The sequence below is a fragment of the Arthrobacter sp. UYCu723 genome, assembly GCF_054059215.1.
The window spans coordinates 1644485-1669618 of record NZ_JBSSBW010000001.1 but is presented as its reverse complement, the minus strand read 5'-3'; the positions used below and the strand labels follow the sequence as shown (position 1 = coordinate 1669618).

Sequence of the window (25134 nt, the reverse complement as noted above, 5' to 3'; positions counted from 1 at the left end):
GGAAGTCCGCCCGCGCGGACGGCTCAGTCGATGATCTTCAATCCGGTGCCCCAGTTGAAGCTCTCATAGGCGGGGTTGAGTTGCAGTCCCATTACTAGCAGCTCGAAGCCTTCCAGCTCCCGGGCGTGGTGCAGTCCGCCGACCTGGAGCGGCCGCAAACCCGCCGCAGCGGCGAACGCCGCGACCTCATTGCGGGCTTCCTCGGAGTCGGAAGCGATGAAGACGTCCAGCTGCTGGCCACTGGTCCTGCCCGCCGCCAGGGGCCCGGCGAACGTGGTGTTGAACGCCTTCACCACGGTGGCACCGGGCAGCAGGGCGGCGATTTCCTCGGCAGCGGAGGAGCCCGGGGCGACGACCAGCGAGTCAAAGGTGTCCGTGTTAATGGGATTGCTGATTTCGATCACAATCTTGCCGCTCAGGGTGTCGCCGTAGTGGGTGGCGACTTCCTTGGCCGGACCGAAGTAAAGGGCAAGCACCACAAGGTCTCCGTCCGGCATTTCGTTCAACCCGCCGGAGGTAGTGCCGCCGCCAAGTTCAGCAGCGAGCTTGGCGGCGTTCTCCGGCGTGCGGTCCAGGATCTGGACCGCACGTCCGGCGGCCACGGCGCGTGTTCCGATGGCGCTTGCCATGTTGCCGCTGCCGATGATGGTCATGTCTGTCATCGTGTTCCCTCCGCTGAAAAGTGCCGGGTGTTGGGGAAGAAGCCGGGGTTGGAGAAGGAGGGGGCGGAGTAGGCGGGTGCGCCGGCCGCGCGCTCCGCTTCGGCCAAGGCACGCTCAAGCCGGTCGACGGCCGGGCCGTAACGGGCATCGTTTCCGCCGCGCAGCTGCTCGGCCGCCTTCATCGCCCGGATGAGGGCTGCCGTCTCCGGCCGGGCCGGGTCGCTCATGCCGGGGTAGTCGATGCAGTAACCGGGGTCCAGTTCGTAGCGCTGCCAGCGGGCGAGGGCGCTGCGGTGCCGGGCGGCGGCTGCTTCGTTGGCCTCAAGGGTTTCCCGGACGGACCGCCGGGCTTCCTGCCAGCTGAACAGCCGCGGCGTCCACCGGTAGGCGGCCCCGGCGGTGCCCGCGGCAAGAAGTCCGAGCATCAGCCCGGCCCACGGCGAGGCAAGGGACGGAACAATCACGGCTGGTGCCACCACGGCGAGCCCGGCGAAGCCGTCCCAGAACACCGCATCCGGCAGCCCGGCGTCGGAGGCCAGATGCTTTCGGGCCAGATAAACAGAGCCTGCCACCGCAGCGACGACGACGGCGGCCAGCGCAAGCAGTTGCCAGGCCGGGAGCAGGTTGGTTTCGAAGAGAGCCGGCATTCCAAACACCTCCAGGGAAGCTGCCCGGGGCGGGCGCAGTTCCGCTGATTCAATTGGAGTCCCTGGCGGGCGGGGCGTCAATGGTCCGTGGCGGTCCGGTGCTCGGCAGGTTCACACACGGGGGTGTCCCGGCGTAGCCTAGGGCCCATGCGACTGAAAATGTGCAGTATTCACGTCAAGGATCCCGCCGCGGCGCACGAGTTCTACACCGGGATCCTGGGTTTCGAGAGCCTCATGGCCATGCCGGAGCAGAACCTCTACATCGTCAAGGACCCCGGGACCGACGGCGGCACGGTCGGACTGCTGCTGGAACCCAGCGACAATCCGATCGGAGCGGCATACATGAACGGGCTGCACGACGCCGGGATGCCCGCGATCGTGCTGGGCGTTCCGGACGTCCGGGCCGAATACCAGCGGCTCACGGCCAAGGGCGTGATGTTCCAGGGCGAACCGAGCGATGGCCCCGGTGGCACGTCCGCTGTGATGGACGACGGCTGCGGCAACTTCGTCCAGCTGCACCAGGACTGACTGGTTCATCAGCTGGGGACCCGGCGCGCGACGTCGGCCCTGCCCACTAAGCTCGATCTGTGATTACCGGTGAATAAAGTCCCAAGTCGACAAGGTCTGGAATGCGTTCTGGAGCGGCGGCATCTCCAACCCGCTGGAGATCATCGAGCAGATCACGTATCTGCTCTTCCTCAAGAGGCTTGACGAGCGCCACACGCGGCAGGAGAAGAAGGCCAACATGCTGGGCCAGCCACTCTGATGTCCGAGGAAACCCAGCCGGACGGAATCCCTCCCACCGGGGACCAGCAAGTGGAACAAGATTGAACACCGTCTGTTCTCCCACATCTCCATGAACTTGCGCGGTCGCCCCTTGACCGGCCAAGAAGTCATCGTCGAGACCATCCAAAACGACCCGCCCGAGCCACGCTGAGTAAAATCATCACAGGCTCTTAGAGCCCGAGGTCTTTTTCAACGGTGACCCAGTTGTGGGCGATCGCCTTCTGCGTGGCTGAGAGGGTCACGTTTTGCGAGCAGACGGCCTTGTTCAGGCGGGCCCGATGGCGGTCTCCGGTCAGCGCGGAGGCATGGGTGGGACCTGCGCCAGCACGGCCAGCGACGGCGGTTCAGCACTGACCGCGGCCCGGCGCCCGTCGAGCAGGTTCCGTGCCTGGTTGGCTATGTAGAGCGGCAGCCGGCTGCTGGCCTGCCCCTGGTCGGCATCTTCGACGGCGTAGCGCAGCTGCTCGAGCGTGTCGTTGACGACCCGGAGAGCGATGCCGGGCTCCACGCCCCAGGACGTGCCCTCGGCAAGGAGATCATCCCGGGTGATGTCGGGCTGGTAGGCCTTCCCCGCGATCCGCATGGACACGTTCAGATTCCCGCCGACGGCCAGGGTGTGGGCGGAGACGTCGTACAGCGGGGCCAAAGTGATTCCGCCGCCGGGGTGGTGGAGGGTGGAGAAATTCTTCGCGTGCGCGTCGGTGTTGCCGATGGCGGTGTTGAAGGCCGTGTATGCGAGCAGCGCCTCCCTGTCATCGGTCCCGGTGCCGAGGATGCTGCGGCGGCGGGGCAGCAGGGCGGCGACGTTGCGCAGGTTCGCGGCCGGGTTGACGCCTTCGAACTTGCTGTCGGTGCGCCAGGGCAGGCCGAGGGCCTGAGCGGCGTCTTCCTGGTGGATCCGTTCCACCGTGCCGTCGGGCTGGACCGTTCGGTCGAAGCGTTCGATGACGAGGACGAGCCGCTCCCCGAAGCGCCGGGTAGTGGAGGCATAGCTGGTCAGCCCGCAGCGCCGGGAAAGATCCAGGCAGTACGCCTCGGCGTACAGGGCCGGCTCGGCCCCGGCACCGACCGGCTTGATGATGTGGGTGGACGCCGCGCCGTCGATGCCGGCGTGCCAGGTCCCGTCAAGGAGCGCGAGGGTTGTCTTGGGCTGGTAGCCGGCCAGGGAGCCGCCGCCACCGATGACGCCGAGGTTGTAGTCGTTGATGCGGTCCAGCCGCTCGGCGACCTGGGCATCGGTGAGCGGCTCATAGCGTTCCACGGGTTCGTCGGGGGCTCCGCCGATACGGATGGCACCTGCGACGTCGCGACCGGCGTAGCCGACCAGGGCGAAGACGTCATTGGCGGCGGCGCCGGCCTGTTTGGCCAGGTTGGTCAGCCCGGTGCCTTCGGGCAGGAGCCCGCCGAAGAAGGCGGTCGCCGCCGCCGGGGAGGAGGGGCGGGGCCCAAGCGGCAGGTTCCTGGACAGGATCCGGGAGCCGACGCCGAAACGGTCCATGGCCGCGGCGGAGGTCTCGAAGGTGACGGCGTCCGGGCCGGAGCGGACCATCTGCCCGATGACGGTGCCGTAGAGGTGGACGTCCAGGGCCTCAGCCACGGTCGGTGCCCTCACGGAAGGCCAGCTCGATGCCGAGCTTATCCATGACAGCGAAGAACTTGTCGTTGAGGACTTTGGGCTTGCCGGTCTCCAGCTCGGACAGGTATCGCTGGCTGACGTCGAGCCGTTTGGCCAGATCCGTCTGGGAGAGCCCGTTGCGGGTCCGGATGCCGTAGACCATCAGACCCAGGTCGGACATTGACTTCATAACGCCGTGCACAGTGCCTCCTTGATGAGCTAGAGGTAATAAGCCTCCGGCTATTACCTATTCGTAATCGTACCATTGCCATTACGAATAGGTAATGACCGCCCAGCCGTGAAGGACCGGGTTTGCTGCTCTGAAGCACCCACGTCAATGATTCCGGCTGAGCCTGTCGCCGTACGCCAACAAATGCCAAAGTAGGCGTACGGCAACATTTTGAAATGTCGCCGTACGCCGACAGGAGGCGAAATGTATACAGTCCGTGAGGCTGGACCCTGGGTCCGCGAACTCCGTGAGGAGCGAGGCTGGTCACAGGCAAAACTGGGCCGCCGTGCAAACGTTTCGCGGACCTTCGTCATCGATCTCGAGTCCGGTAAGGCCACCGTGGAGACGTCCAAATTCATGGACGTCTTCCATGCCCTGGGGTTCGAGCTGGCCATACGCAACCGTGAGACCGGCAACGTCCGGTGGTAAGTAGTACCCGCGCACTCGACGTCTTCATGGACGGGACGGTGTGTGGTCGCGTAGAGCAGACGCAAGCAGGCAATCGGACGTTCCGGTACCGTCCCGAGTATCAGGTCATGCAGGATGCCACTCCGCTGTCGCTGTCCATGCCGCTGGCCGCTGCCTCGCACAAGAAGCGGGCGGTGCTGCCGTTCCTGCAGGGTTTACTACCGGACAGCGACGGAGCCATGCGCACCATCGCACGGCGCTTCGGAGTGCCGGCGTCGAACCCGGTTGCCATTCTTGAGCACATTGGCGCAGATGTTGCCGGTGCCCTCCAGTTCATGCCACCGGATACCGGGGCTTCCGATGGAGTCCCTGCCCGGGATGTGGTCCGTCCAGTCACCACGTCCGAGGTTGCCGACATGTTGGATCATGTAGTCGCCGAATACGCGGACGGAACGCCCTACGACGACGCAGCAGGGCTGTTCAGCCTGGCGGGCGCGCCGGCTAAAATTGCCCTTCACCGGTTTCCCGACGGCGGTTGGGGAGTCCCGGCGGATGCCACCCCGACAACCCACATCCTGAAACCATCGACAGGGAACTTCAGCCGGCTCGACGTCGTCGAGCAGCTCACCATGGGAGCTGCCGCTTTTCTGGGACTGGAGGTGGCGGCTTCCGAACTCTTGCGGATCGGGGCATGGGACGTATTTGTCACGCAACGCCATGACCGTGAGCTCGCAGGCGGAATGTGGCGGCCCATCCAGTCCCGCTCATCCGCACCCTCCGGGCGATCGAAAGCCATGCACGCGTGGGTTAGGCCGGGCCCCTAGCGGTTCACTTTGTCCTTGTCCGGGTGCTCGTCGCCGATATGGCCGGGCGCATTGGCGGCCAGGACCCGCTCTATGAAGGAGCTGTACTCCTCCATGTAGTGGCGCAGCAACTGAGCCGTGGTTTCGTCCTTGACGTCGCCGTCCTCGCCGTAGACCTCCGGGACGAAGCGGATGTAAGCCTCCGGCGCATTGAGTTGCGGCGCATCGAGGAAGCTCAGTACGCTGCGGAACGAGGACTGCATCACGGCCGTGCCGATGCCGCCAGGGGAGGCGCCGATGATCCCGGTGGGCTTGCGGGCGAACGAGTTGGTGCCCCAGGGCCGGGATCCCCAGTCGATGGCGTTCTTGAGCGCTCCTGGGATGGACCGGTTGTACTCGGGAGAGACGAACAGGATGCCGTCGGAACCGGCGACCGCATCCTTGAGGGCCTGCCCTTCGGCAGGAAAGTCCGCGTCATAATCCGGGTTGTACAACGGCAGGTCCTTGATGGGAATTTCCGTGAACTCCAGGTCCGCGGGTGCAAGCCGGATCAGGGCCTTGGACAGGGTCCGGTTGATGGAATTGCTCGAAAGGCTCCCGACAAAATATCCGATCTTGAAGGCCATGGCCTGATTCCTTCCCGATGCTCCGCCGGTCGCTGGTGGATTGAGAAATGAAGATGGGGATGGGGATCGGGCCGGCGGTCCCGACTCATTCCGCGAGCATAGTCCTGCGTCCGCGGGATGAAAATAGGGGCCGGATCAGATAGCCCGCCGCTACTCGGCCGCGGCGCGGGCCTTCTTGGCGTCCTTCTTCGCGGCCTCGTCCTTGACCCGCTGGGCCTCGGCACGGACGGCAGCGTGGGTGGAGCGCTCGGCCACCAGCCATGCGGGGGGAGCCTGCAGCAGCGCGGTGATCTCCGCCGTCGTGAGCGCTTCCTCGACGCCACCGCGGGCCAGGCCGGCGATGGACACGTTCAGCTTCTGCGCGACCACCGGGCGGGGGTGCGGGCCATTGCGGCGCAGTTCGGCCAGCCACTCCGGCGGGTTCGCCTGGAGCTCGGCGAAATCGGCGCGGGTGATAACCGAATCCTGGAACTCCTGGGGTGTTGCGGGCAGGTAGATGCCAAGTTTCTTGGCAACGGTGGCCGGCTTCATGGACTGGGAGTTTGCAGAGGTCATACTTCAAGAGTATCCGGCGCGGCGGTGGCGCGGCACCAGACGGCGGAACCCGACGCCGGCTCTGGCGGTACTGTGAACTTGTGTCCGCAGACGATGAATCCCCCCCAGCCCCTGAAGAATCCGCCGCCGAAACCGCCGCCCCGGCCGAAGCAGCGCCACGGGAGCTGCGCTTCGCCTACGTCCCGGGCGTGACTCCCGGCAAGTGGATCCGGCGCTGGGAAGAGCGGATGCCGGATGTTCCGCTGCACTCCTTTATGTCCGACGACGGCGCCCAGCTTGCGGTGCTGCGCGACGGTTCCGCGGACCTGAGCTTCGTGCGCCTTCCCGTGGAACGCGAGGGCCTGAGCGTCATCCCGCTGTATGAGGAACAGCCCGTGGTGGTGGCGCCGAAGGGCCACGAAATTTCGGTGTTTGAGGAAGTTGCGCTGGCGGACCTGGCCGCGGAGACCCTGCTGGATGTGCAGGAACTCGGCGGACCGGAGATGGCCCTGCACGTGGTGGCATCCGGCGCCGGCCTGGCCATCCTGCCGATGTCCGTGGCGCGCCACTTCAACGTCAAGGACACCGTGGCCCGGAAGCTCACGGGGGCGCCCACCACGGAGATTGCCGTGGCGTGGCCCAGCGACTCCACGGACGAGGTGATCGAGGAGTTCATCGGGATTGTCCGCGGCCGCACCGCGGCGAGCTCCCGGCAGCCCTCGGCCCAGCAGGAAAAGCCCAAGCGCGAACCGAAGCCGGACCGGCGCGGGACCGGGGTCAAGAAACCGAAGGTGGCGCAGCGGTACGCGCCGAATCCGGACAAGGGCCGCGGCAAGGGGTCACGTAAGAAGGGCAAGCGCTGACCGCGGATTCCTGGACGTTGCTGCCGCTCCTATGCTGCGCAGGCGTCCCGGAGGGCACTCACGGACTCGGCCGGCACCTGGTCGCCGGATTCGGCAATCTGCCGCAGCGGCGTGGTGATGTCCGAGGGCGCGCCGGCGGTCTCCGCCCCGGCGACGAGTCCGCCGAGGAGTTCCTTGTCCTTGACGCTGACGAGGCCGTCCTCCACAAGGGTGCAGACCTGCTTCTTAACTTCGCCGCCGGCTGCGGTGGCAACCTGGGAAGCGCCGTCGCTGACTGCCTTGTTGGCGGCGTCCTGCGCCTGGCCGCAGCCGGTCAGGGCGATCACGAGCGAGGCGGCGGACAGGGCGGCAAGGCGAAGTTTCATTCATCCAGCCTAACAAGCGGTTTCCGGTAGACCTGCACGGAGCAGGCGGGCGCCGGTCGCGGAGCCGCCTGCTCGGTCGGTGCCGGCGGGCCTAGGGTGAAACCATGTGAACGGACTTCACCCCGATGAACTGCCATCCCGCGATGATTATGGCAGTTTGAGTTGGGTCCGGTTCTGCAGTCACCGTCTCCTACCGCCTCGCCCAGACCCTCCAACAAACCACATAGTCCGCACAAACGAAGACCTCTTCAGCGCCAATTGGCGCCGCTCGTTCTCTTTTTCGTGACTGCACCCACCCAAACAAACGGCCCGGTCGATTCCTCGCTGGGATTCGATCCGGACCGTTCGGTGTTTGCTAGAGGGCCAGCCTAATGGCTGATCTCGCCTTCCGTCCGGCCTGTTCGCTCATCACACGCCCTTGGTATGCGTCACCGTGTTGTTCCCGTACAGCCTTCGGATTCGTCAGATTCCGGGTCCCGGGTCGAGATGCATCACTGTCCGACACAACTATTGGCGGCGTCCCAGCCACTCCTGGTTGCGATTCCAGCCTCGTCGTGACATGGGTCCCGATGAGACTGCGATTTACCTCCATCGTGGGCTCAAATCAGATTGACACTCTCACGAGGGGGTGGACAACCTTGCCCCGCAGTCATTCTTCACCGTGGCCTCGGTGAATCCGCCCATCATCCAGTTCACGTCGGTGGGCAGGAAGGACTCTCTGCGGAACGTCGTCGCCACGGGTGAGTTCATTGTGAACCCGGCCCCAGAGACCGCCGGCCCGGACCCACGACGGTCCGGGCCGGCATTCCACGTCACGGCGGACGAAGATGACCGGAGGACGGCAGGAATGCCCCCGTTCCGGACCCCGGAAATGCGCTACCGTTAGCGCTAACAGAACGGCAGCCGGCCGCGGGGGGCCATGGCCGGTCCGGCGCCCTCCTGTAGCTTGATTTCACGCGGATCGGCCGCATACGGAGGAAGGTGCCTCGCATGGGGAACAACAGTGACCGGCGGCTGCCGCGCCTCGAGGACGTTGCAGCGCGGGCCAAGGTTTCCCACCAGACGGTGTCGCGGGTGATCAACAACCACCCGAATGTCAGCGCGGCAACCAGGGCGCGGGTCGAGGCGGCGATTGCCGAACTCGGCTACCGGCGCAACACGGCCGCCAGGAGCCTCGTGACCCGGCGCACCCAGACCATCGGCGTCCTCGCCTCCGAACTCGGGCAGTATGGCCCGGCGAATACGCTGCTGGGAGTCCAGCAGGCCGCCCGGGAGGCAGGGTATTTCGTGAGCATTGCCGCGATCAAGGGGGCCGGTCCTGAGGTCATTTCCGATGCGGTGCGCCACCTCACGGACCAGGGCGCGGATGGGTTGATTGTCATAGTGCCGCACGACGGGACGCTTCAGGCGCTCGAACGCCTGAACCTGGATGTCCCGGTGATCGTAGTCGGCGGAGCCGGGGAAGGGCGGTTGAGCGGTGCGATGGTCGACCAGAAGCTGGGGGCGCGGCTGGCCGTCGCCCATCTGATCAGGCTTGGCCACCAGCGGATCGGCCATGTCTCGGGTCCGCTCGGCTGGATCGATGGCCAAGGCCGTGTTGACGGGTGGCGCGAGGAGCTGGCGGAAGCCGGCCTCAGCGACGACCTTCTGGTGGAGGGTGACTGGAGCGCGGGCAGCGGGTACCGGATCGGGCAGCAGCTGGCAGAACAGCGCAGCGCCACGGCGGTGTTCGTCAGCAACGACCAGATGGCGCTGGGCGTGCTGCGGGCGTTCGGCGAGAAGGGCATCCGCGTGCCGGAAGATGTCTCGCTGGTCGGCTTCGACGACCAGCCCGAATCCGCCTACTTCATGCCGCCGCTGACCACCGTGCGCCAGGACTTCGAGGAACTCGGAAAACGCTGCATGGACCTGATGCGCGCCCAGATCGAGGACGGTGCGGCCGGCGGCGCCCTGGTGGTCAAACCTGAGCTCGTCGTGCGCGCCAGCACCGCGGCCGGGCCGCGGCTCCCCTAAGGGCCGGAGCCGTAGTTCGAGCAACGCGTATGCCGGAGCTTCTTGACAGCAGGTTTGTTAGCGCTAACAATAAAGGGGTTCGCAACGCTGCGGAACCTATTGGAGGATTTGATGGACGTCTCAGTGGACGGAACCGAAAACTTTGTCATCGGCGTGGACTACGGCACGCTCTCCGGGCGGGCCGTCGTCGTCCGGGTCCGGGACGGCAAGGAACTGGGCAGCGGCGTCTTCGACTACCCGCATGCCGTGGTCACCGGCGAGCTTCCGGAGGACACGGCGGGCGCTGCCGGCATCCGGCTTCCCGGCGAATGGGCCCTCCAGGTTCCCAACGACTACCGGGAGGTCCTGCGCCACGCCGTCCCCGCCGCGATCGCCGACGCCGGAATCGACCCGGCCGCGGTCGTCGGAATCGCCACCGACTTCACCGCCTGCACCATGGTTCCGGTCAAGGCGGACGGAACCCCGCTGAACGAACTCGCCGGGCTCGCCAGCCGGCCGCACGCCTACGTGAAGCTGTGGCGGCACCACGCCGCGCAGCCGCAGGCGGACCGGATCAACGCCCTGGCGGCCGAACGCGGCGAAAGCTGGCTCCCGCGCTATGGCGGGCTGATCTCCTCCGAATGGGAATTCGCCAAAGGACTGCAGCTGCTTGAAGAAGACCCGGAAACCTACGCCGCGATGGACCGCTGGGTGGAAGCCGCCGACTGGATCGTCTGGCAGCTCTGCGGCAACTACGTCCGCAACGCCTGCACGGCCGGCTACAAGGGGATCTACCAGGACGGCCGCTACCCCTCGGAGGACTTCCTTGCCGCCCTGAACCCGCAGTTCAAGGACTTCGTCAGCACCAAGCTGGAGCACACCATCGGCCGGCTGGGCGACGCCGCGGGCCGGCTGACCGCCGAAGCCGCCGCCTGGACCGGACTGCCTGAGGGGATCGCCGTCGCGGTGGGAAACGTGGACGCCCACGTCACCGCCCCGGCGGCCAGGGCCGTGGAGCCAGGACAGCTCGTGGCCATCATGGGTACCTCCACCTGCCACGTTCTGAACGGAACCGAGCTGCGCGAAGTGCCGGGCATGTGCGGCGTGGTGGACGGCGGGATTGTGGAGGGGATGTGGGGGTACGAGGCGGGGCAGAGCGGCGTGGGCGACATCTTCGGCTGGTTCACCAGGTACGGCGTCCCGCCGGAATACCATCAGGCCGCCGCCGCCCGCGGGCTCGGCATCCACGAATACCTGACCGGACTCGCCGCAGGCCAGGCCATCGGCGGGCACGGCCTCATTGCCCTCGACTGGCACTCCGGGAACCGTTCGGTGCTGGTGGACCACGAACTGTCCGGCCTCGTGCTCGGACAGACCCTCGCCACCCGGCCCGAGGACACCTACCGGGCCCTGCTGGAAGCCACGGCCTTCGGCACCCGGACCATCGTGGACGCCTTCCGCGACTCGGGAGTGCCGGTGAAGGAGTTCATCGTCGCCGGCGGGCTGTTGAAAAACGAGCTCCTGATGCAGATCTACGCCGACGTCACGGGACTGCAGCTCTCCACCATCGGCTCCAGCCAAGGCCCGGCCCTCGGCTCGGCCATCCACGCCGCCGTGGCGGCCGGCCGGTACCAAGACATCCGGGCCGCCGCCGCCGCCATGGGCTCCGAACCCGGAGCCGTGTTCACCCCCATCCCGGAGAACGTTGCCGCCTACGAGGAACTGTTCCAGGAGTACCGCACGCTCCACGACCACTTCGGCAGGGGAGCGAACGAGGTCATGCACCGGCTCAAGGCCATCCAGCGCAATGCGGTCCGGCCCCTTCTCGCCCCCATCCCGGAAGGAGCCTCCGCATGAGCGCGCTGCTGGAATCCATCGCACGGCTCCGCCGCGAGGTCTGTTCACTGCATGCAGAGCTCACGCACTACCAGCTGGTGGTCTGGACCGCGGGAAACGTGTCCGCGCGCGTGCCCGGCTACGACCTGATGGTCATCAAACCGTCCGGGGTTTCCTACGCCGGGCTGAGCCCCGAGCTCATGGTGGTCACGGACCTCTACGGCACGCCGGTCAGCGGGCTTTCCGCCGAGGCCGACGGCGGCGCCGCGGAATGGGGAAACCCCGATCTCACGCCGTCCTCGGACACCGCGGCGCATGCCTACGTCTACCGCAACATGCCCGAGGTCGGCGGAGTGGTCCACACCCATTCCACCTACGCCACCGCCTGGGCCGCCCGGGGCGAGCCCATCCCGTGCGTGCTCACCATGATGGGCGACGAGTTCGGCGGCCCCATCCCGGTGGGTCCCTTCGCGCTGATCGGGGACGACTCGATCGGCCGCGGCATCGTGGACACCCTGGCCCACTCCACCTCGCCGGCCGTGCTGATGCAGAACCACGGACCCTTCACCGTGGGCAAGGATGCCCGCTCGGCGGTGAAAGCCGCCGTCATGTGCGAGGAAGTGGCCCGGACAGTCCATATTTCCCGCCAGCTCGGCGAGCCCCTGCCGATCGACCCCGCCCAGATCGACTCTCTCTACGCCCGCTACCAGAACGTCTACGGCCGCTAGGCCCACCACCGCCAGCCCTCCCCACCACGTCCGCAGGAGAAAACATGTCCAACGCCAACAACACGTCCCTTGAGCAGTACGAGGTCTGGTTCCTCACCGGCAGCCAGCACCTCTACGGCGAGGACGTCCTCAAGCAGGTGGCCGCGCAGTCACAGGAGATTGCCCGGCAGCTCAACGGCTCGTCCGACGTCCCGGTGAAAATCGTCTGGAAACCCGTGCTCACGGACTCGGACGCCATCCGCCGCACCGCCCTGGAAGCGAATTCCGACGACGCCGTGATCGGCGTGACCGCCTGGATGCACACCTTCTCCCCGGCCAAGATGTGGATCCAGGGCCTGGACCTGCTCCGCAAACCGCTCCTGCACCTGCACACCCAGGCCAACGTCGAACTGCCGTGGGCGGACATCGACTTCGACTTCATGAACCTGAACCAGGCCGCGCACGGCGACCGCGAGTTCGGCTACATCCAGTCGCGCCTCGGCATTCCGCGCAAGACCGTCGTCGGGCACGTGTCCAACCCCGAGGTGTCCCGCCAGGTCGGATCCTGGCAGCGCGCGTCCGCCGGCTGGGCTGCCGTCCGGACCCTGAAGCTCACCCGTTTCGGCGACAACATGCGCAACGTCGCCGTCACCGAAGGGGACAAGACCGAAGCGGAACTGCGCTTCGGCGTCTCGGTGAACACCTGGTCCGTCAACGAACTCGCCGACGCCGTGCACGGCGCGCCGGAGACCGACGTCGACGTCCTCGTCGCCGAATATGAGCGGCTCTACGACGTGGCCCCGGAACTCCGGGCCGGCGGAGCGCGCCATGAGTCGCTGCGCTACAGCGCACGGATCGAACTGGGCCTGCGCAGCTTCCTGGAGGCCAACGGCTCCGCGGCATTCACCACCTCCTTCGAGGACCTCGGCGCACTCCGCCAGCTGCCGGGCATGGCCGTCCAGCGGCTCATGGCCGACGGCTACGGCTTCGGCGCCGAGGGCGACTGGAAGACCGCCATCCTGGTCCGGGCCGCCAAGGTCATGGGCGCCGGGCTCCCCGGCGGCGCCTCCCTCATGGAGGACTACACGTACCACCTCGTCCCGGGCCAGGAGAAAATCCTGGGCGCCCATATGCTCGAGGTCTGCCCGTCCCTGACCGCCACAAAGCCCCGCGTGGAAATCCACCCGCTCGGCATCGGCGGCAAGGAAGACCCGGTCCGCATGGTCTTCGACACCGACGCCGGCCCCGGCGTCGTGGTGGCGCTGTCCGACATGCGCGACCGCTTCCGCCTCGTGGCGAACGCCGTCGACGTCGTGGACCTTGACGAGCCGTTGCCCAACCTGCCGGTGGCCCGCGCGCTCTGGTCGCCCAAGCCGGACTTCACCACCTCCGCGGCCGCCTGGCTGACGGCCGGGGCCGCCCACCACACCGTCCTGACCACCGCCGTCGGCATGGACGTCTTCGAGGACTTCGCCGAGATCGCCCGCACGGAGCTGCTGACCATTGACGTAGGCACCACGATCCGGGGGTTCAAGAAGGAACTGGCCTGGAACGCCGCCTACTACAAGCTGGCAAGCGGGCTGTGACCGGGGCCGAATACGGGCTCCGGCACGGGGAGTACACCGCGGTCATCGCCGCCCGGGGAGCGGCGGTGCGGGAACTGCGGCACCGGGGCCGGGACCTCGTCGTCCCGTTCCCCGCCGGCGGGCCCAACCCGGACTACCGCGGCGTCGTCGTCGCGCCCTGGCCGAACCGGATTCCCGACGGGAAGTACACCTTTGGCGGGGTGGACTACCAGGTGCCGGTCAACGAGCCCGGCCGGCAGTGCGCCCTGCACGGCTTCACCCCGGAGCTGGACTGGAGGCTGGAGTCCCGGACGGAATCCGCCGTGGCGCTCTCCTGCGCCATCGAGCCGACGCCGGGCTACCCCTTCGCGTTGTCGATCACCGCCTGCTACCGGCTGGACGGCGACGGACTGCACACGACCGTCACGGCAGCCAATGTGGGGGAGCGGACCGCGCCCTACGGGGTCTGCCCGCACCCCTACCTGCTGGCAGGACCTGCGCCGCTGGACGAATGGAGCCTGGAGATACCGGCGGACTCCTTCCTCGAGGTCACGCCGGACCGGCTGCTGCCGGTCGCCGTCCGGCCCGTTGAAGGACACGAATACGACTTCCGCGCCGCCCGCGTCATCGGTTCCACGGAGATCGACCATGCCTTCACCGACATTGTTTTCGACGACGACGACGACGACGACGACGACGGCGACGGCGACGGCGACGGCGACGGCGACGGGCAGGCACGCGTCGTGGTCCGGGACCCGGGCGGGACCGGCGTCGGCATGGCCTGGGACCGCAGCTGCGCCTGGCTGCAGCTCTACACCGGGGACACGGAACCGCCGCTGCCCACCCGGCTGGGGCTCGCCGTCGAACCGATGAGCTGCCCGCCGGACGCCTTCAACACCGGCACGGACCTCGTGCGGCTCGAACCCGGAGCCTCGCACGGCGCGTCCTGGTGCATCTTCGCCGCCTGACCTCCTGACCTCCCGCCGTCGGCCCGAAGGAGAATAAACGCCGAATGTGCGTTGACTCACATGTTTCTAGAAGCTATCTTTGACCATATTGTTAGCGATAACAATCAGCCGCAGTTCCCTTGCCGGCTGAACCCCCGTTCCATTCAGACCTCCGCAATCCTCCCGCTGTTACCGCCCCGCAGGGGGCACAATGACGTGCAGGGCTGCGATCAGGAGCAACTTCGCGGCCCACGGGTCCGCGGAAGGAGAAAATTGTGAAGATCAGGAAACTCCTGGGCGCCGTTGCGGTTGTCCTCGCTGTGACCGTCGGGGCCACCGGCTGCGGCAGCCGGCCCGGTACGGCCGCCCCGTCCGCCAGCGCCGATGCTGCCGGCTCCCTCGTCGGGATCTCGATGCCGACGCAGACCTCGGAACGGTGGATCGCCGACGGCAAGAACGTCTCGGACTCCGTGACGAAGCTCGGCTACAAGACCGACCTGCAGTACGCCAATGACGACATCCCCACGCAGGTGGCGCAGATCGAGAACATGCTCACCAAGGGCGCCAAGGCCCTCATCGTCGCGGCCATCGACGGCACCACGCTGACCGACGTCCTCGCCAAGGCGAAGGAACAGAACGTCAAGGTCATTGCCTACGACCGGCTCATCAACGGCACGCCGAATGTCGACTTCTACACCACCTTCGACAACTACACGGTGGGCGTGCAGCAGGCCACTTCGCTGCTGACCGGCCTGGGCCTCGTTGACGCCAGCGGCAACAAGGTCGCAGGCAAGGGCCCCTTCAATGTGGAGCTCTTCGCCGGCAGCCCGGATGACAACAACGCCAACTTCTTCTGGACCGGCGCCATGGACACCCTCAAGCCGTACCTGGACGCCGGAACCCTGAAGGTGCCCAGCGGCCAGACCAAGTTTGAGCAGGCCGCCATCCTGCGCTGGCAGGCCCCCGTGGCCCAGAAGCGCATGGAGGACATCCTCACCGCCGCCTACAGCTCCGGCACCAAGCTCGACGGCGTTCTCTCCCCGTATGACGGCCTGTCTATCGGCATCATCTCGGCCCTGACCAGCACCGGCGGCTACGCCAAGGGAAGCCTGCCGATCGTTACCGGCCAGGACGCCGAAAAGGGTTCGGTGAAGTCCATCATCGCCGGCGAGCAGTACTCCACGATCTTCAAGGACACCCGGCAGCTGGGAGCCCAGGCAGTGAAGATGGTCGACGCCCTCCTGAAGGGCCAGGAGCCCGAGGTCAACGACACCAAGACCTACAACAACAAGGTCAAGGTGGTCCCCGCGTACCTGCTCAAGTCCGTCATCATCACGAATGAGAACTACAAGAAGGAACTCATCGACTCCGGTTACTACACCGAGGCCGACGTCAAGTAGTCACGTCGAAGGGTGGCGGTCCGCCGTCTAGCCCGGGCCGCCACCCTTCCCGTAGACCCCTGCAGCCGCAGGACGTCTCAGGTACTACCAGTCAGTGAGAATTGGCGATGAACACACCCATTCTTCAAATGCGAGGAATCACCAAGACCTTCCCGGGCGTGAAGGCCCTCCAGGACGTCACCCTGCAGGTGAACCGCGGCGAAGTCCACGCGATCTGTGGTGAAAACGGCGCCGGGAAATCCACCCTGATGAAGGTGCTGTCCGGCGTCTACCCGCACAGCTCCTTCGACGGCGAGATCCTCTTCGAAAACGAACCCTGCAACTTCTCCAGCATCAGCGACAGCGAGAGGCGCGGAATCGTGATCATCCACCAGGAGCTGGCACTGAGCCCGTATCTCTCCATCGCCGAGAACATCTACCTCGGCAACGAACAGGCCAAGCGCGGCTGGGTGGACTGGCGCAAGACCAACCTGGAGGCCGCGAAACTCCTGGCCCGGGTGGGCCTGAGCGAAAACCCGGTCACCCCCGTCCAGCACATCAGCGTGGGCAAGCAGCAGCTCGTGGAAATCGCCAAGGCGCTCTCGAAGCAAGTCAAGCTCCTCATCCTCGACGAACCGACGGCGGCCCTCAACGACGAGGACTCGGGCCACCTGCTGGACCTGATCCTGCACCTCAAGGGCCAGGGCGTCACCTGCATCATCATCAGCCACAAGCTCAACGAAATCCGCAAGGTCGCGGATGCCGTCACCATCATCCGCGACGGCAAGACCATCGAAACCCTCCGCCTGGGCGACGGCGAGATCACCCAGGAACGCATTATCCGCGGAATGGTGGGCCGGGACCTGGAAAGCCTGTACCCGGACCGGGACCCCCAGATCGGCGAGGAAGTCCTGCGGATCGAGGACTGGTCCGTCCGGCACCCGCAGGACCACAGCAGGATGGTGGTCAACAACGCCAGCCTCAACGTCCGCAAGGGGGAAGTGGTGGGGCTGGCCGGACTGATGGGCGCCGGCAGGACGGAGCTGGCCATGAGCGTCTTCGGGCGCAGCTACGGCACGGCAACCTCCGGCAGGGTCTTCAAGTACGGCACGGAAATCAACACCGGCACCGTCTCCGCCGCCATCAAGCATGGCATCGCCTACGCCACCGAGGACCGCAAGCTCTATGGCCTGAACCTCATCGAGGACATCAAGCGGAACATCTCCATGGCCGCGCTCCGCAAGCTGGTCAAGGGCGGCTGGGTGGACAAGAACCAGGAAACCGTCGTGGCCAACGACTACCGGAAGAACATGAACATCAAGGCCCCGTCGGTCGCCGCCATCACGGGCAAGTTGTCCGGCGGAAACCAGCAGAAGGTGGTGCTGAGCAAGTGGATGTTCTCCGACCCGGACGTGCTGATCCTCGACGAACCCACCCGCGGGATCGACGTCGGCGCGAAGTTTGAGATCTACACGATCATCGCGAAGCTGGCCGCGGAAGGAAAGGCGGTCATTGTGATCTCCTCCGAACTGCCCGAGCTGCTGGGCATCTGCGACAGGATCTACACCCTGTCCGCCGGGCACATCACCGGCGAGGTCCCGATCGCCGAAGCATCGCAGGAAACCCTCATGCATTACATGACCAAAGAGAAGGAATAGCGAACATGTCCGCCCTCCGAGAATCCCTGGGCTTCCTGACAAGCCGCCTCCGCCAGGTTGGCATCTTTGTCGCCCTGATCCTGATCGTCCTGCTGTTCCAGATCCTGACGGACGGGATCCTGCTGGAGCCGCAGAATGTCACCAACCTGGTGGTCCAGAACAGCTACATCCTGATCCTGGCCATCGGCATGGTCATGGTGATCATCGCCGGCCACATCGACCTGTCCGTCGGATCGATCGCCGGCTTCATCGGCGCAGTCGCCGGTGTCATGATCGTGCACTGGGGATGGGCCTGGTGGCTCGCCATCCCCGCCTGCCTGCTGGTCGGCGCGCTCGTGGGTGCCTGGCAGGGCTACTGGATCGCATACGTCGGCATTCCCGCCTTCATCGTCACCCTCGCCGGGATGCTGATTTTCCGCGGCCTGACGCTGATCACCCTCAAGAATCAGCAGATTACGCCGTTCCCGGCCGAACTCCGGGCGCTGGGCGGCGGCTTCCTGCCGGACATTTCCGGCGGCACCTCGGTGCTGGAGTGGCTGACGGTCATCCTGGGGGTCGGCGCCACCCTGGCGCTGGTGATCCAGGCGGTCAAGGAACGCCGGATCCGGAAGAAGTTCGAACTCGAGAATGAGCCGATGGCCTGGTTCGCCACCAAGACCGCGTTCATTGCCCTGCTCATGCTGACCATCACCTTCCTCCTCGCCAGCTACCGGGGCACCCCGATCGTCCTGATTGTGCTCGCGGTCCTGGTGATCGTCTACACGGCGCTGATGAACAACAGCGTCTTCGGCCGGCACACCTACGCGATCGGCGGCAACCTGCACGCGGCGGAGCTGTCCGGCATCAAGACCAAGGCCGTCACGTTCCGGCTGTTCGTGAACATGGGCGTCCTCGCCGCACTTGCCGGCCTCGTGTTCACGGCCCGGCTCAACTCCGCCCAGCCGGCCGGCGGCACCGGGTTCGAACTGGACTCCATCGCTGCGGCGTTCATCGGCGGCGCGGCGGTCCAGGGCGGCGTCGGCACCGTGGCCGGGGCCATGATCGGCGGCCTGATCATGGGTGTGCTCAACAACGGCATGTCCATCCTGGGCCTAGGCACCGACTACCAGCAGCTCATCAAGGGCCTCGTGCTGCTCCTCGCCGTCGGTTTCGACATCTTCAACAAGAACCGCAGCGGCAAGGGCGGCGGGGCCACGTTCGGCAAGCGCCTCAAGCTGAGAACCCCTCCCGCGGCCGGTGCCGACGCCGGGAAGCCGGCGGATGAGCGCGCGGTCCCGGTAGCGGCCGGGAAGTAACAAAGCTGCGGGAGTGGCGGCTTCGGCCGCCGCTCCCGCAGTCGTCTGTCAGAGGAACCGTTCCGGCCGGAACGTGGCCAGCATCGGGTGCCGGGACCCGCTCAGGATCTCGGCGGCCAGGAGCTCTCCCGCAATAAGTCCGAGCGTGGCGCCGGAGTGCGTGAAGGCGACGAAGCAGCCGGGAACCTTCGGCAATTCGCCGAAGACGGGCTCGCCGTCACCCGGGATCGGCTTGTAGCCGATCTTCCAGGAAGCCGGCTTGAGCTCCGGGTTGCCCGCGATGAGTTTGGCGGCCTCGTCCGCCAGTTCCTGGACGGTTTCATCGGGAATGCCGAACGTGCCGTCCCCGTGATCGGTGATGCGTTCCTCGTACCAGTCGTGATCCAGAGCCAGAGTGCTTCCCGGGTTGGGCCGGACGGCCGCCCGGGGGGTGTTCATGACGGCTGTGACCGCGGGCTCGACGGGCTTCGTGATGACCAGCATGGACACCGGCGAGGCATTGGGGATCTCGACCCCCAGGGGTGCCACCACAGCCGGTGTCGCGGCGCCGCAGGCGACCAGGACCACGTCGGCGTCGTACACGGTCCCGGAGGCTACTTCGACCCCGGCTGCCCGTCCGTCCCTGACCACCACGGAGGCTCGTCCTGCATTGAGGATCAGTTCGCCGCCGAGCTCGTGGAACTCGGCCATCAGGAAGTCCACGAGATCCGGGAGGCTCACCCAGCCCTCGCCCGGGTTGAAGATCGCGTTTTCCGGGACGGCCGTGGCATCGACACCCGGCGTGAATGCTGCGATTTCTTCCGGTGCGAGGAGCTTGGAGTCATAGCCCTTGTTCTGCTCGTAGGCGTGGCGGGTTTCTGTGGCGCCGGCTTGCCCTGCGGCGTTCCACATGAGGCCGCCGTCGAACCGCAGCCACTCCCTCGCGGGATCCGAGGCGAACAGCGTCCGGTACCGGTCCATTCCTGCAACGCGGAGCTGGTGGTAGGGCGTGGACCGTTCGCCGGCGGAATTCAACCAGGACAGGGAACGGCCGGTGGCCCCGCTGGCGAGGCCGGCTTCACTCAGAAGCAGCACCGAGGCGCCGCCGCGGAGCAGGTGGACGGCTGTGGAAACGCCAAGGATTCCGCCGCCAATAACGGCAACACGCTTGGCGGAGACTGCGGAGTTCATGGGGACTCTCTTTCATAGAGTGCGGCCCGCGGGGACGGCTTAGGTCAGGCGAGGGCGTGGACTTCTTCAATGATTTTCAGGACTTCAATGGACTGGACCGGGTCCACAGGCAGCGGCCCGTCACCGCGGAGGGCTGCAGAAAGGAGCCCATAAAACAGCGGATAGCAGCCCCGCTCGGCCGGGACCGGCGTGGTCCCGCCGTCGATGCCCAAAGCGCCCCAGGCGCTTTCGGGTTCGACCCCGTAACGGGGATCGGCGGGCAGCACGCCGGCGTCGAGGGCCGGCTCCTGGCCGTCCAGTCCCCATTTGGTGTAGCCGGCTGCAGAGCCCAGGACGTGGAACCGGTGCCCCACCTGGGCGGCTGCGCCGTTCATCCAGAGCCGGGACCGGACCCCGGACTCGTGCAGCAGGGAAACGAACGCCTCCTGGTCTGCCGCCGAACCGTCAGGACCGCGCTGCGTGGTTTCCCCGTAGCTTCGGGCCACGGGTCCGAACAGCTGAAGGGCCTGATCGATCAGGTGGGCGCCGAGGTCGTGAAGGATTCCCCCTCCCTCGGCGAGGGTGGCGGAGTCCCGCCAGTTGCCGAAGCCTTCCGGGCGCCACCATTCGAACCGGGATTCAAAGCTCCGGACCTCGCCCAGCACGCCGGTTTCGAGGAGCTTTCTCAGGGTCAGGAAATCGGCGTCCCAGCGGCGGTTCTGGAAGACCGTCAGCCCGACGCCGGCGTCGGCGGCCCTCGAGACAAGCTCCTCACCGTCGGCCGACGTGGTGACGAATGGCTTGTCCACCACCACATGCAGGCCGTGGGCGATTGCCGTCGAGGCGAGGTCGAAGTGCGTAGACGGCGGGGTACCCAGGACCACAAGGTCGAGATCGCCGGCCAGCGTGAACAGGGCCTCCGGCGTCGGGACAATCCGTGACCGCGGGTACCGTGATGCCGCCGCGGCGGCGCGTTCCGGATCCGCCGTCACGATCACATCGAGCGAATAGGCCGGGTCCGCGGCGAGCAGGGGGGCGTGGAAGACGCGGCCGGAGATGCCGAAGCCGACGACAGCGGTGCGGATGGGTCCGGGCGCAACGGTCCGCATCAGAGCACCTCGGAGAGGAAGCGCTGGAGCCGTTCACTCTGCGGGTTGTCAAAGAGATCGGCCGGCGATCCTGATTCGACGACTTCACCTTCGTCCATGAAGACCACCTGGTCTGCCACCCTGCGGGCGAAGCCCATCTCATGGGTGACCACCACCATGGTCATGCCGCGCTTGGCGAGCGATGCCATCAGGTTCAGTACACCCTTGACCAGTTCCGGGTCCAGGGCACTGGTGGCTTCGTCGAAGAGCATCACTTCCGGTTCCATGGCCAGCGCCCGCGCGATGGCGACGCGCTGCTGCTGCCCGCCGGAGAGATCACGCGGCCGGTGGTCTGCCCGTTCCGCGAGGCCCACCTCGGCGAGCCGGCGCCGGGCGCGTTCCATCGCCTCGGACTTGGGCATGCCTTTGACGCTCCACAGGGCCAGCGCCACGTTCTCCAGCGCTGTGTGGTCCGGAAAGAGGTTGAAGTGCTGGAACACCATGCCGATCCGCCGACGCAGGGTGTCCGGCTTCACGTCCAAAGCGCTTTCCCCGGCCAGGAGCACGTCGCCGCTCTTGGGTTCGTGGAGACGGTTGACGCCGCGCAGCAAGGTGGACTTGCCGGAACCGGACGGCCCGATCACGCAGGTGGTGGTGCCCGGTGCGACGGCGAGGCTGACGTTGCGCAGCACTTCGATCTCCCCAAAGGCCATGGTGAGGTTCTTGAGCTCAAGGCTGGAGCCTTGAAACGTCTCGATGTCTGCGAGGGTGCTGTTGATGCTGGCGCTGGCGCTCATGTGTTGCTCCCGGTGGTCAGCGGCGAGGCCGCGTCGAGTTCCTTGATTTCGTTCAGGCCGCTGCTGGGGGCCGACGGGCGCCGCTTCCCAGTACGGAAGCGGTTGTCGAAATAATTCACCAGATGGGTGAGCGGCACGGTGATGACGAGATAGAAGATTCCGGCCATGACCAGCGGGGAGAGGTTGCCCGAGAGTACTGCGGCGTCCTGGCCGACGCGGAACAGCTCGCGTTCGGAGACCAGCAGCCCCAGGAAGTAGACCAGCGAGGAATCCTTGACGATGGCGATGAACTGGTTGACCAGGGCGGGCAGGACCCGCCGGATGCCCTGCGGAACCACCACCAGGGCCATGGACTTGGCATAGCTCATGCCCAGGGCGCGGCAGGCCTCGCCCTGACCCTTGTCCACGCTGAGGATGCCGGCCCGGAAGATTTCGCCGATGTAGGCGCTGGCGATCAGGCTGAGGGCGATGATCCCCAAGGGGTAGGGGGACGGTCCAAAGATCGACTGGCTCAGGCGGGCGAACCCCTGGCCGATCAGCAGGATGGTGAGGATGGCGGGGAGCCCGCGGAACAAGTCCGTGTAGACCCGGGCCGGGACGCGCAGCCACCGGGAGGGGGAGATCCCCATGACGGCGACAATCATGCCAAGCACCACGCCGATCACTGTGGCGGCAATGGAGATGATCAGGGTGTTCAGAAGACCGACACCCAGAAGTTGGGGGAGGACTTCGGCCATTGCGCCGAAGTCGAAGAAGGTGCGGATGATGGTGGTGAACCAGTCCATGGTTGCTCTCAGACGTAGTTAGCTGGTGGAACGCCGGGCGGACCGCCGGTTGTGGTCCGCCCGGCCGCAAGCCGGGAGGCTTACTTGCTGGGTGCCGGGGTAGCCGTCTGTTCGGCCTTCGGCAGGTACTGTTCGGGCATCGGGGAACCGGGGAACCACTTCTGGTAGAGCTTCTTCCATGTACCGTCTTCCATGGCGGCGGCCAGGCCCTTGTTGAGGGCGTCCGTTAAGGCGGTCTTCCCCTTGGCTACGGCGAATCCGGCGGGAGCGTCGAACGAGGGGATGTCGGCGGCGCTGACCAGGCCGAACTGCTCCTGGTAGGCCTTGGCGGCCTCGTAGTCCAGGAAGTGCGCGTCCACGGAGCCGCTGTTGACCGCGGAGATCGCGGTGTTGTTGTCCGGGAAGCGCACCAGGCTCGCGGACGTGAAGTTCATGACCGCGTAGGCCTCCTGCAGTGTTCCCTGCACGACGCCGAGACGCTTCCCGCCAAGCCCTTCGGCGTTGCTGATGCCTGAGGTCTTTGTGGTGATGACCGTCAAATAGCCGGCAAGGTACCCATCGGAGAAGTCGACCGTCTGTTTGCGCTTGTCCGTGATGCCGATGGCGGCGACGCCGGCATCAAACTGGCCGTTGGCGACGGCGGCAAGCAACCCGGAGAAGTCCTGTCCCGTGAAGACCACCTTGTCGACGCCAGCGCGGTGGGCGACGTCTTTGAAGAGTTCGACGTCGAAGCCGGTGAAGTTTCCCTGGGCGTCTGCGAACGCGTAGGGCTTGGAATCGCCCAGGCTGGCGACGCGGATGGAGCCGGGCTCTATCAGGCCGTACGGGTTTTCCGCTGGCGAGGAGGAAGCGGAGGTGGACCCCCCGCAGCCGGAAAGGGCCAGGACCGCGGCAACGGCAGCGGCGATGAGCACCCCTGGGCGCAGGTTCGTTCGTGTGATCACAGCGTTTTCCAATCGTGGGGGAGTGGGGCAGGCGGCCGGTGGAACCGCCTCACGGGGATTGTCGATGCGACTCTTGCTGAGTCCGGTCTCAGTCCCTAGGATTGAGACCGGACTCACATCGATTGATAGAAATGTAATCGAAGCCACATGGGGCGTCAAGAGTCCGCCAGGAAAGGTCGTAATGAGTAGTGATGCTTCCCGTCGCCGTGACGTCACAGTCGCCGACGTCGCCAAAGCCGCCCAGGTTTCGAAGGCCCAGGCGGCCCGCGCCCTGGGCAACTATGGCGCGGTCAGCGAGGATGTGCGCGAACGTGTCCTGGCCGCCGCCGAGGAGCTGGAGTACCGGCCCAACGAGCTCGCCCGCAGCATGAACACGGGGAAATCGAACACCATCGGGGTGGTGGTCGGCGACATTGAAAACCCCCATTTCGGCCTGGCCACCAGGGGCATCACCGACACCGCAAAGAAGAGCGGCTTCAACGTCATCCTGATCAACACGGACGAGGATACGGCCGCGGAAGTGGATGCCGTCCGGGTCCTCCTGGACAAGCGCGTGGACGGCTTGATCGTGGCCCCGGCGTCCTCCGTGGACACACAACATTTACGCCGGGTTTACGAATCAGGCCGGCCGTTGGTGTTGCTGGACCGCAAGGCGCCGGGGCTGGGTGTGGATACCGTGGCGGTCGATATGGAGGGGATATCCCACGAGTCCACCAGCTACCTGATCCAGTCCGGGCACCGGCGGATCGCGTTCATCTCGACCCTCAAGGCGGTGGACGCCTACCGCGACGGGATGCAGCTGGACTCGTCCCAGATCTCGGACCGGCGGGACGGAATGAAACGCGCTTTCGAGGAAGCCGGACTGGTCCAGCCGGACGATCTGGTCCGGCTCAATGCCGGAGATGCCGAGTCGATCAAGAAGATCACACGCGGGCTCCTGCAGCGGCCGGACCCTGCGACTGCGATTATCGCCTCGGACGGGCTCATCGGCCTCAGCGTCGTGGAAGCCATCCAGGAGCTTGGACTGTCCATCCCGGAGGATGTCTCGTTCCTCATGTACGACGACTTTGCCTGGACGCGCCTGACGACCCCTCCGCTGACGGTGATCGCGCAGCCTGTCTACGAGATGGGCGTAGCCGCCGCGACGGCACTGATCCGGCAGATCGAAGGAAGGAAGGCGTCCGCGGCGGCGTCCGAATTCACGGCGACGCTGATCCGTCGAGGCTCGATCCGGGTTCGTCGCCCATAAAAAGTAACGCCCGATACCGCAGGCGGCTGCGACCCGGGTTGGCCCCCAAGAGGCCAACCCGCGTCGCTCATTTCTGCGCGTCGTGGGGCTGAATGTGCGTCGCGGAGCTTGCCCATCCAGCGAGCTCAGTCCCCGTGGACGGCGCTTTGCTTTCGCTTCCGAGCGGTCCAGGTACGCCAGCAGGGGCCCTCCGCCAGCTGCAGGC

Annotated in this window: 27 protein-coding genes and 1 pseudogene; 16 read left to right on the top strand and 12 right to left on the bottom strand. The window is 66.3% G+C overall.

The annotated features are described in order from the left end of the window. Window positions 1–23: 23 nt before the first annotated feature. Both ACVWZ8_RS07790 and ACVWZ8_RS07785 read right to left on the bottom strand, forming a co-directional pair. On the bottom strand, window positions 24–662 hold the full coding sequence (locus ACVWZ8_RS07790; protein WP_456504300.1) for an NADPH-dependent F420 reductase: 639 nt from the start codon (window positions 660–662) through the stop codon (window positions 24–26). Further along, a complete protein-coding gene (locus ACVWZ8_RS07785) occupies window positions 659–1309 on the bottom strand; it encodes a hypothetical protein (RefSeq protein ID WP_456504299.1) in 651 nt (216 codons plus the stop codon). The genes ACVWZ8_RS07790 and ACVWZ8_RS07785 overlap by 4 nt, the downstream gene beginning before the upstream one ends. A 147-nt stretch (window positions 1310–1456) precedes the next feature. Between ACVWZ8_RS07785 and ACVWZ8_RS07780 the strand changes: the two genes are divergently transcribed. From ACVWZ8_RS07780 to ACVWZ8_RS07770, 3 genes and pseudogenes are all read left to right on the top strand, one after another. After that, the gene (locus ACVWZ8_RS07780) at window positions 1457–1837 is read left to right on the top strand and encodes a VOC family protein (protein WP_426975368.1); all 381 of its coding nucleotides are present in this window, start codon (window positions 1457–1459) and stop codon (window positions 1835–1837) included. Between the two features lie 73 nt (window positions 1838–1910). Further along, a complete protein-coding gene (locus tag ACVWZ8_RS07775; protein ID WP_456505918.1) occupies window positions 1911–2075 on the top strand; it encodes a type I restriction-modification system subunit M N-terminal domain-containing protein in 165 nt (54 codons plus the stop codon). A 33-nt stretch (window positions 2076–2108) separates the two neighbouring features. Then, window positions 2109–2219, top strand: a pseudogene (locus ACVWZ8_RS07770) (ISAzo13-like element transposase-related protein); the annotation flags it as partial. 168 nt (window positions 2220–2387) lie between these two features. Here ACVWZ8_RS07770 and ACVWZ8_RS07765 read toward each other — a convergent pair. Together ACVWZ8_RS07765 and ACVWZ8_RS07760 are read right to left on the bottom strand one after the other, a co-directional pair. After that, on the bottom strand, window positions 2388–3692 hold the full coding sequence (locus ACVWZ8_RS07765; protein ID WP_456504298.1) for a type II toxin-antitoxin system HipA family toxin: 1305 nt from the start codon (window positions 3690–3692) through the stop codon (window positions 2388–2390). Next, on the bottom strand, window positions 3685–3912 hold the full coding sequence (locus ACVWZ8_RS07760; RefSeq protein WP_426975370.1) for a helix-turn-helix domain-containing protein: 228 nt from the start codon (window positions 3910–3912) through the stop codon (window positions 3685–3687). Before ACVWZ8_RS07760 ends, ACVWZ8_RS07765 begins: the two co-directional genes overlap by 8 nt. 231 nt (window positions 3913–4143) lie before the next feature. Between ACVWZ8_RS07760 and ACVWZ8_RS07755 the strand changes: the two genes are divergently transcribed. Both ACVWZ8_RS07755 and ACVWZ8_RS07750 read left to right on the top strand, forming a co-directional pair. Next, a complete protein-coding gene (locus ACVWZ8_RS07755) occupies window positions 4144–4368 on the top strand; it encodes a helix-turn-helix domain-containing protein (RefSeq protein ID WP_456504297.1) in 225 nt (74 codons plus the stop codon). A gap of 26 nt (window positions 4369–4394) precedes the next feature. Further along, window positions 4395–5171, top strand: a complete 777-nt coding sequence (locus ACVWZ8_RS07750) for a HipA N-terminal domain-containing protein (RefSeq protein ID WP_456505917.1) — start codon at window positions 4395–4397, stop codon at window positions 5169–5171. Here the strand turns inward: ACVWZ8_RS07750 and ACVWZ8_RS07745 are convergent. Then, window positions 5168–5776 (bottom strand): NADPH-dependent FMN reductase, encoded by a 609-nt coding sequence (locus tag ACVWZ8_RS07745; RefSeq protein ID WP_456504296.1) that lies wholly within the window; start codon window positions 5774–5776, stop codon window positions 5168–5170. The two genes, ACVWZ8_RS07750 and ACVWZ8_RS07745, sit on opposite strands and share 4 nt — an antisense overlap. Before the next feature lie 150 nt (window positions 5777–5926). Then, a complete protein-coding gene (locus ACVWZ8_RS07740) occupies window positions 5927–6331 on the bottom strand; it encodes a DUF5997 family protein (protein ID WP_426975374.1) in 405 nt (134 codons plus the stop codon). Between the two features lie 80 nt (window positions 6332–6411). On the opposite strand from ACVWZ8_RS07740, the gene ACVWZ8_RS07735 reads away from it, so the two are divergent. Then, window positions 6412–7173: a LysR family substrate-binding domain-containing protein gene (locus ACVWZ8_RS07735; RefSeq protein WP_426975375.1), complete on the top strand. Its 762-nt coding sequence runs from the start codon at window positions 6412–6414 to the stop codon at window positions 7171–7173. Between the two features lie 29 nt (window positions 7174–7202). Here the strand turns inward: ACVWZ8_RS07735 and ACVWZ8_RS07730 are convergent, their stop codons facing one another. Then, the gene (locus tag ACVWZ8_RS07730) at window positions 7203–7538 is read right to left on the bottom strand and encodes a hypothetical protein (protein WP_456504295.1); all 336 of its coding nucleotides are present in this window, start codon (window positions 7536–7538) and stop codon (window positions 7203–7205) included. A gap of 628 nt (window positions 7539–8166) precedes the next feature. On the opposite strand from ACVWZ8_RS07730, the gene ACVWZ8_RS07725 reads away from it, so the two are divergent. The 9 genes from ACVWZ8_RS07725 to mmsB all read left to right on the top strand — a co-directional run bounded on the left by ACVWZ8_RS07725 (window position 8167) and on the right by mmsB (window position 18917). Next, window positions 8167–8424: a hypothetical protein gene (locus tag ACVWZ8_RS07725; RefSeq protein ID WP_456504294.1), complete on the top strand. Its 258-nt coding sequence runs from the start codon at window positions 8167–8169 to the stop codon at window positions 8422–8424. A 104-nt stretch (window positions 8425–8528) separates the two neighbouring features. Then, complete coding sequence (locus ACVWZ8_RS07720) at window positions 8529–9551, top strand: LacI family DNA-binding transcriptional regulator (protein WP_426975378.1); 1023 nt, start codon at window positions 8529–8531, stop codon at window positions 9549–9551. A gap of 111 nt (window positions 9552–9662) precedes the next feature. Beyond that, window positions 9663–11387 carry a ribulokinase gene (gene araB / locus ACVWZ8_RS07715; protein ID WP_456504293.1) on the top strand — a complete coding sequence of 575 codons (1725 nt, stop codon included), beginning with the start codon at window positions 9663–9665 and terminating at the stop codon, window positions 11385–11387. After that, window positions 11384–12094 (top strand): L-ribulose-5-phosphate 4-epimerase, encoded by a 711-nt coding sequence (locus ACVWZ8_RS07710; RefSeq protein ID WP_456504292.1) that lies wholly within the window; start codon window positions 11384–11386, stop codon window positions 12092–12094. Before araB ends, ACVWZ8_RS07710 begins: the two co-directional genes overlap by 4 nt. A 44-nt stretch (window positions 12095–12138) precedes the next feature. After that, window positions 12139–13659 carry an L-arabinose isomerase gene (gene araA / locus ACVWZ8_RS07705; RefSeq protein WP_456504291.1) on the top strand — a complete coding sequence of 507 codons (1521 nt, stop codon included), beginning with the start codon at window positions 12139–12141 and terminating at the stop codon, window positions 13657–13659. Further along, the gene (locus ACVWZ8_RS07700) at window positions 13656–14606 is read left to right on the top strand and encodes an aldose 1-epimerase family protein (protein WP_456504290.1); all 951 of its coding nucleotides are present in this window, start codon (window positions 13656–13658) and stop codon (window positions 14604–14606) included. The genes araA and ACVWZ8_RS07700 overlap by 4 nt, the downstream gene beginning before the upstream one ends. A 254-nt stretch (window positions 14607–14860) precedes the next feature. Then, window positions 14861–15985: a multiple monosaccharide ABC transporter substrate-binding protein gene (gene chvE, locus ACVWZ8_RS07695; RefSeq protein WP_426975385.1), complete on the top strand. Its 1125-nt coding sequence runs from the start codon at window positions 14861–14863 to the stop codon at window positions 15983–15985. A 107-nt stretch (window positions 15986–16092) separates the two neighbouring features. After that, a complete protein-coding gene (gene mmsA / locus ACVWZ8_RS07690) occupies window positions 16093–17622 on the top strand; it encodes a multiple monosaccharide ABC transporter ATP-binding protein (protein ID WP_426975386.1) in 1530 nt (509 codons plus the stop codon). Between the two features lie 5 nt (window positions 17623–17627). Beyond that, entirely contained in the window at window positions 17628–18917 is a 1290-nt protein-coding gene (gene mmsB, locus ACVWZ8_RS07685; protein ID WP_426975387.1) for a multiple monosaccharide ABC transporter permease, read from the top strand. A gap of 48 nt (window positions 18918–18965) precedes the next feature. Here mmsB and ACVWZ8_RS07680 read toward each other — a convergent pair whose 3' ends face one another. The 5 genes from ACVWZ8_RS07680 to ACVWZ8_RS07660 form a co-directional block, all read right to left on the bottom strand. Continuing rightward, on the bottom strand, window positions 18966–20087 hold the full coding sequence (locus tag ACVWZ8_RS07680; protein WP_426975388.1) for an NAD(P)/FAD-dependent oxidoreductase: 1122 nt from the start codon (window positions 20085–20087) through the stop codon (window positions 18966–18968). 44 nt (window positions 20088–20131) lie between these two features. Continuing rightward, window positions 20132–21175 carry a Gfo/Idh/MocA family protein gene (locus tag ACVWZ8_RS07675; protein ID WP_456504289.1) on the bottom strand — a complete coding sequence of 348 codons (1044 nt, stop codon included), beginning with the start codon at window positions 21173–21175 and terminating at the stop codon, window positions 20132–20134. Further along, window positions 21175–21951 carry an amino acid ABC transporter ATP-binding protein gene (locus ACVWZ8_RS07670; protein WP_456504288.1) on the bottom strand — a complete coding sequence of 259 codons (777 nt, stop codon included), beginning with the start codon at window positions 21949–21951 and terminating at the stop codon, window positions 21175–21177. Before ACVWZ8_RS07670 ends, ACVWZ8_RS07675 begins: the two co-directional genes overlap by 1 nt. Further along, a complete protein-coding gene (locus ACVWZ8_RS07665) occupies window positions 21948–22736 on the bottom strand; it encodes an amino acid ABC transporter permease (RefSeq protein WP_426975393.1) in 789 nt (262 codons plus the stop codon). The genes ACVWZ8_RS07670 and ACVWZ8_RS07665 overlap by 4 nt, the downstream gene beginning before the upstream one ends. A gap of 80 nt (window positions 22737–22816) precedes the next feature. After that, window positions 22817–23677 carry an ABC transporter substrate-binding protein gene (locus ACVWZ8_RS07660; RefSeq protein ID WP_456505916.1) on the bottom strand — a complete coding sequence of 287 codons (861 nt, stop codon included), beginning with the start codon at window positions 23675–23677 and terminating at the stop codon, window positions 22817–22819. A 184-nt stretch (window positions 23678–23861) separates the two neighbouring features. Here ACVWZ8_RS07660 and ACVWZ8_RS07655 point away from each other — a divergent pair, with 184 nt between their 5' ends. Continuing rightward, window positions 23862–24929 carry a LacI family DNA-binding transcriptional regulator gene (locus ACVWZ8_RS07655; protein WP_426975394.1) on the top strand — a complete coding sequence of 356 codons (1068 nt, stop codon included), beginning with the start codon at window positions 23862–23864 and terminating at the stop codon, window positions 24927–24929. Window positions 24930–25134 lie beyond the last annotated feature (205 nt).

Excerpts from the sequence above, each read along its gene's own strand:
- ACVWZ8_RS07780 (WP_426975368.1), top strand. The coding sequence starts at position 1,457 with ATGCGACTGAAAATGTGCAGTATTCACGTCAAGGATCCCGCCGCGGCG.
- ACVWZ8_RS07785 (WP_456504299.1), bottom strand. The coding sequence starts at position 1,309 with ATGCCGGCTCTCTTCGAAACCAACCTGCTCCCGGCCTGGCAACTGCTT.
- ACVWZ8_RS07740 (WP_426975374.1), bottom strand. The coding sequence starts at position 6,331 with ATGACCTCTGCAAACTCCCAGTCCATGAAGCCGGCCACCGTTGCCAAG.
- ACVWZ8_RS07655 (WP_426975394.1), top strand. The coding sequence starts at position 23,862 with ATGAGTAGTGATGCTTCCCGTCGCCGTGACGTCACAGTCGCCGACGTC.
- ACVWZ8_RS07790 (WP_456504300.1), bottom strand. The coding sequence starts at position 662 with ATGACAGACATGACCATCATCGGCAGCGGCAACATGGCAAGCGCCATC.
- ACVWZ8_RS07710 (WP_456504292.1), top strand. The coding sequence starts at position 11,384 with ATGAGCGCGCTGCTGGAATCCATCGCACGGCTCCGCCGCGAGGTCTGT.
- mmsB (WP_426975387.1), top strand. The coding sequence starts at position 17,628 with ATGTCCGCCCTCCGAGAATCCCTGGGCTTCCTGACAAGCCGCCTCCGC.
- ACVWZ8_RS07665 (WP_426975393.1), bottom strand. The coding sequence starts at position 22,736 with ATGGACTGGTTCACCACCATCATCCGCACCTTCTTCGACTTCGGCGCA.
- araB (WP_456504293.1), top strand. The coding sequence starts at position 9,663 with ATGGACGTCTCAGTGGACGGAACCGAAAACTTTGTCATCGGCGTGGAC.
- ACVWZ8_RS07670 (WP_456504288.1), bottom strand. The coding sequence starts at position 21,951 with ATGAGCGCCAGCGCCAGCATCAACAGCACCCTCGCAGACATCGAGACG.
- ACVWZ8_RS07755 (WP_456504297.1), top strand. The coding sequence starts at position 4,144 with ATGTATACAGTCCGTGAGGCTGGACCCTGGGTCCGCGAACTCCGTGAG.
- ACVWZ8_RS07750 (WP_456505917.1), top strand. The coding sequence starts at position 4,395 with ATGGACGGGACGGTGTGTGGTCGCGTAGAGCAGACGCAAGCAGGCAAT.
- ACVWZ8_RS07730 (WP_456504295.1), bottom strand. The coding sequence starts at position 7,538 with ATGAAACTTCGCCTTGCCGCCCTGTCCGCCGCCTCGCTCGTGATCGCC.
- araA (WP_456504291.1), top strand. The coding sequence starts at position 12,139 with ATGTCCAACGCCAACAACACGTCCCTTGAGCAGTACGAGGTCTGGTTC.
- ACVWZ8_RS07675 (WP_456504289.1), bottom strand. The coding sequence starts at position 21,175 with ATGCGGACCGTTGCGCCCGGACCCATCCGCACCGCTGTCGTCGGCTTC.
- mmsA (WP_426975386.1), top strand. The coding sequence starts at position 16,093 with ATGAACACACCCATTCTTCAAATGCGAGGAATCACCAAGACCTTCCCG.
- ACVWZ8_RS07745 (WP_456504296.1), bottom strand. The coding sequence starts at position 5,776 with ATGGCCTTCAAGATCGGATATTTTGTCGGGAGCCTTTCGAGCAATTCC.
- ACVWZ8_RS07720 (WP_426975378.1), top strand. The coding sequence starts at position 8,529 with ATGGGGAACAACAGTGACCGGCGGCTGCCGCGCCTCGAGGACGTTGCA.
- ACVWZ8_RS07680 (WP_426975388.1), bottom strand. The coding sequence starts at position 20,087 with ATGAACTCCGCAGTCTCCGCCAAGCGTGTTGCCGTTATTGGCGGCGGA.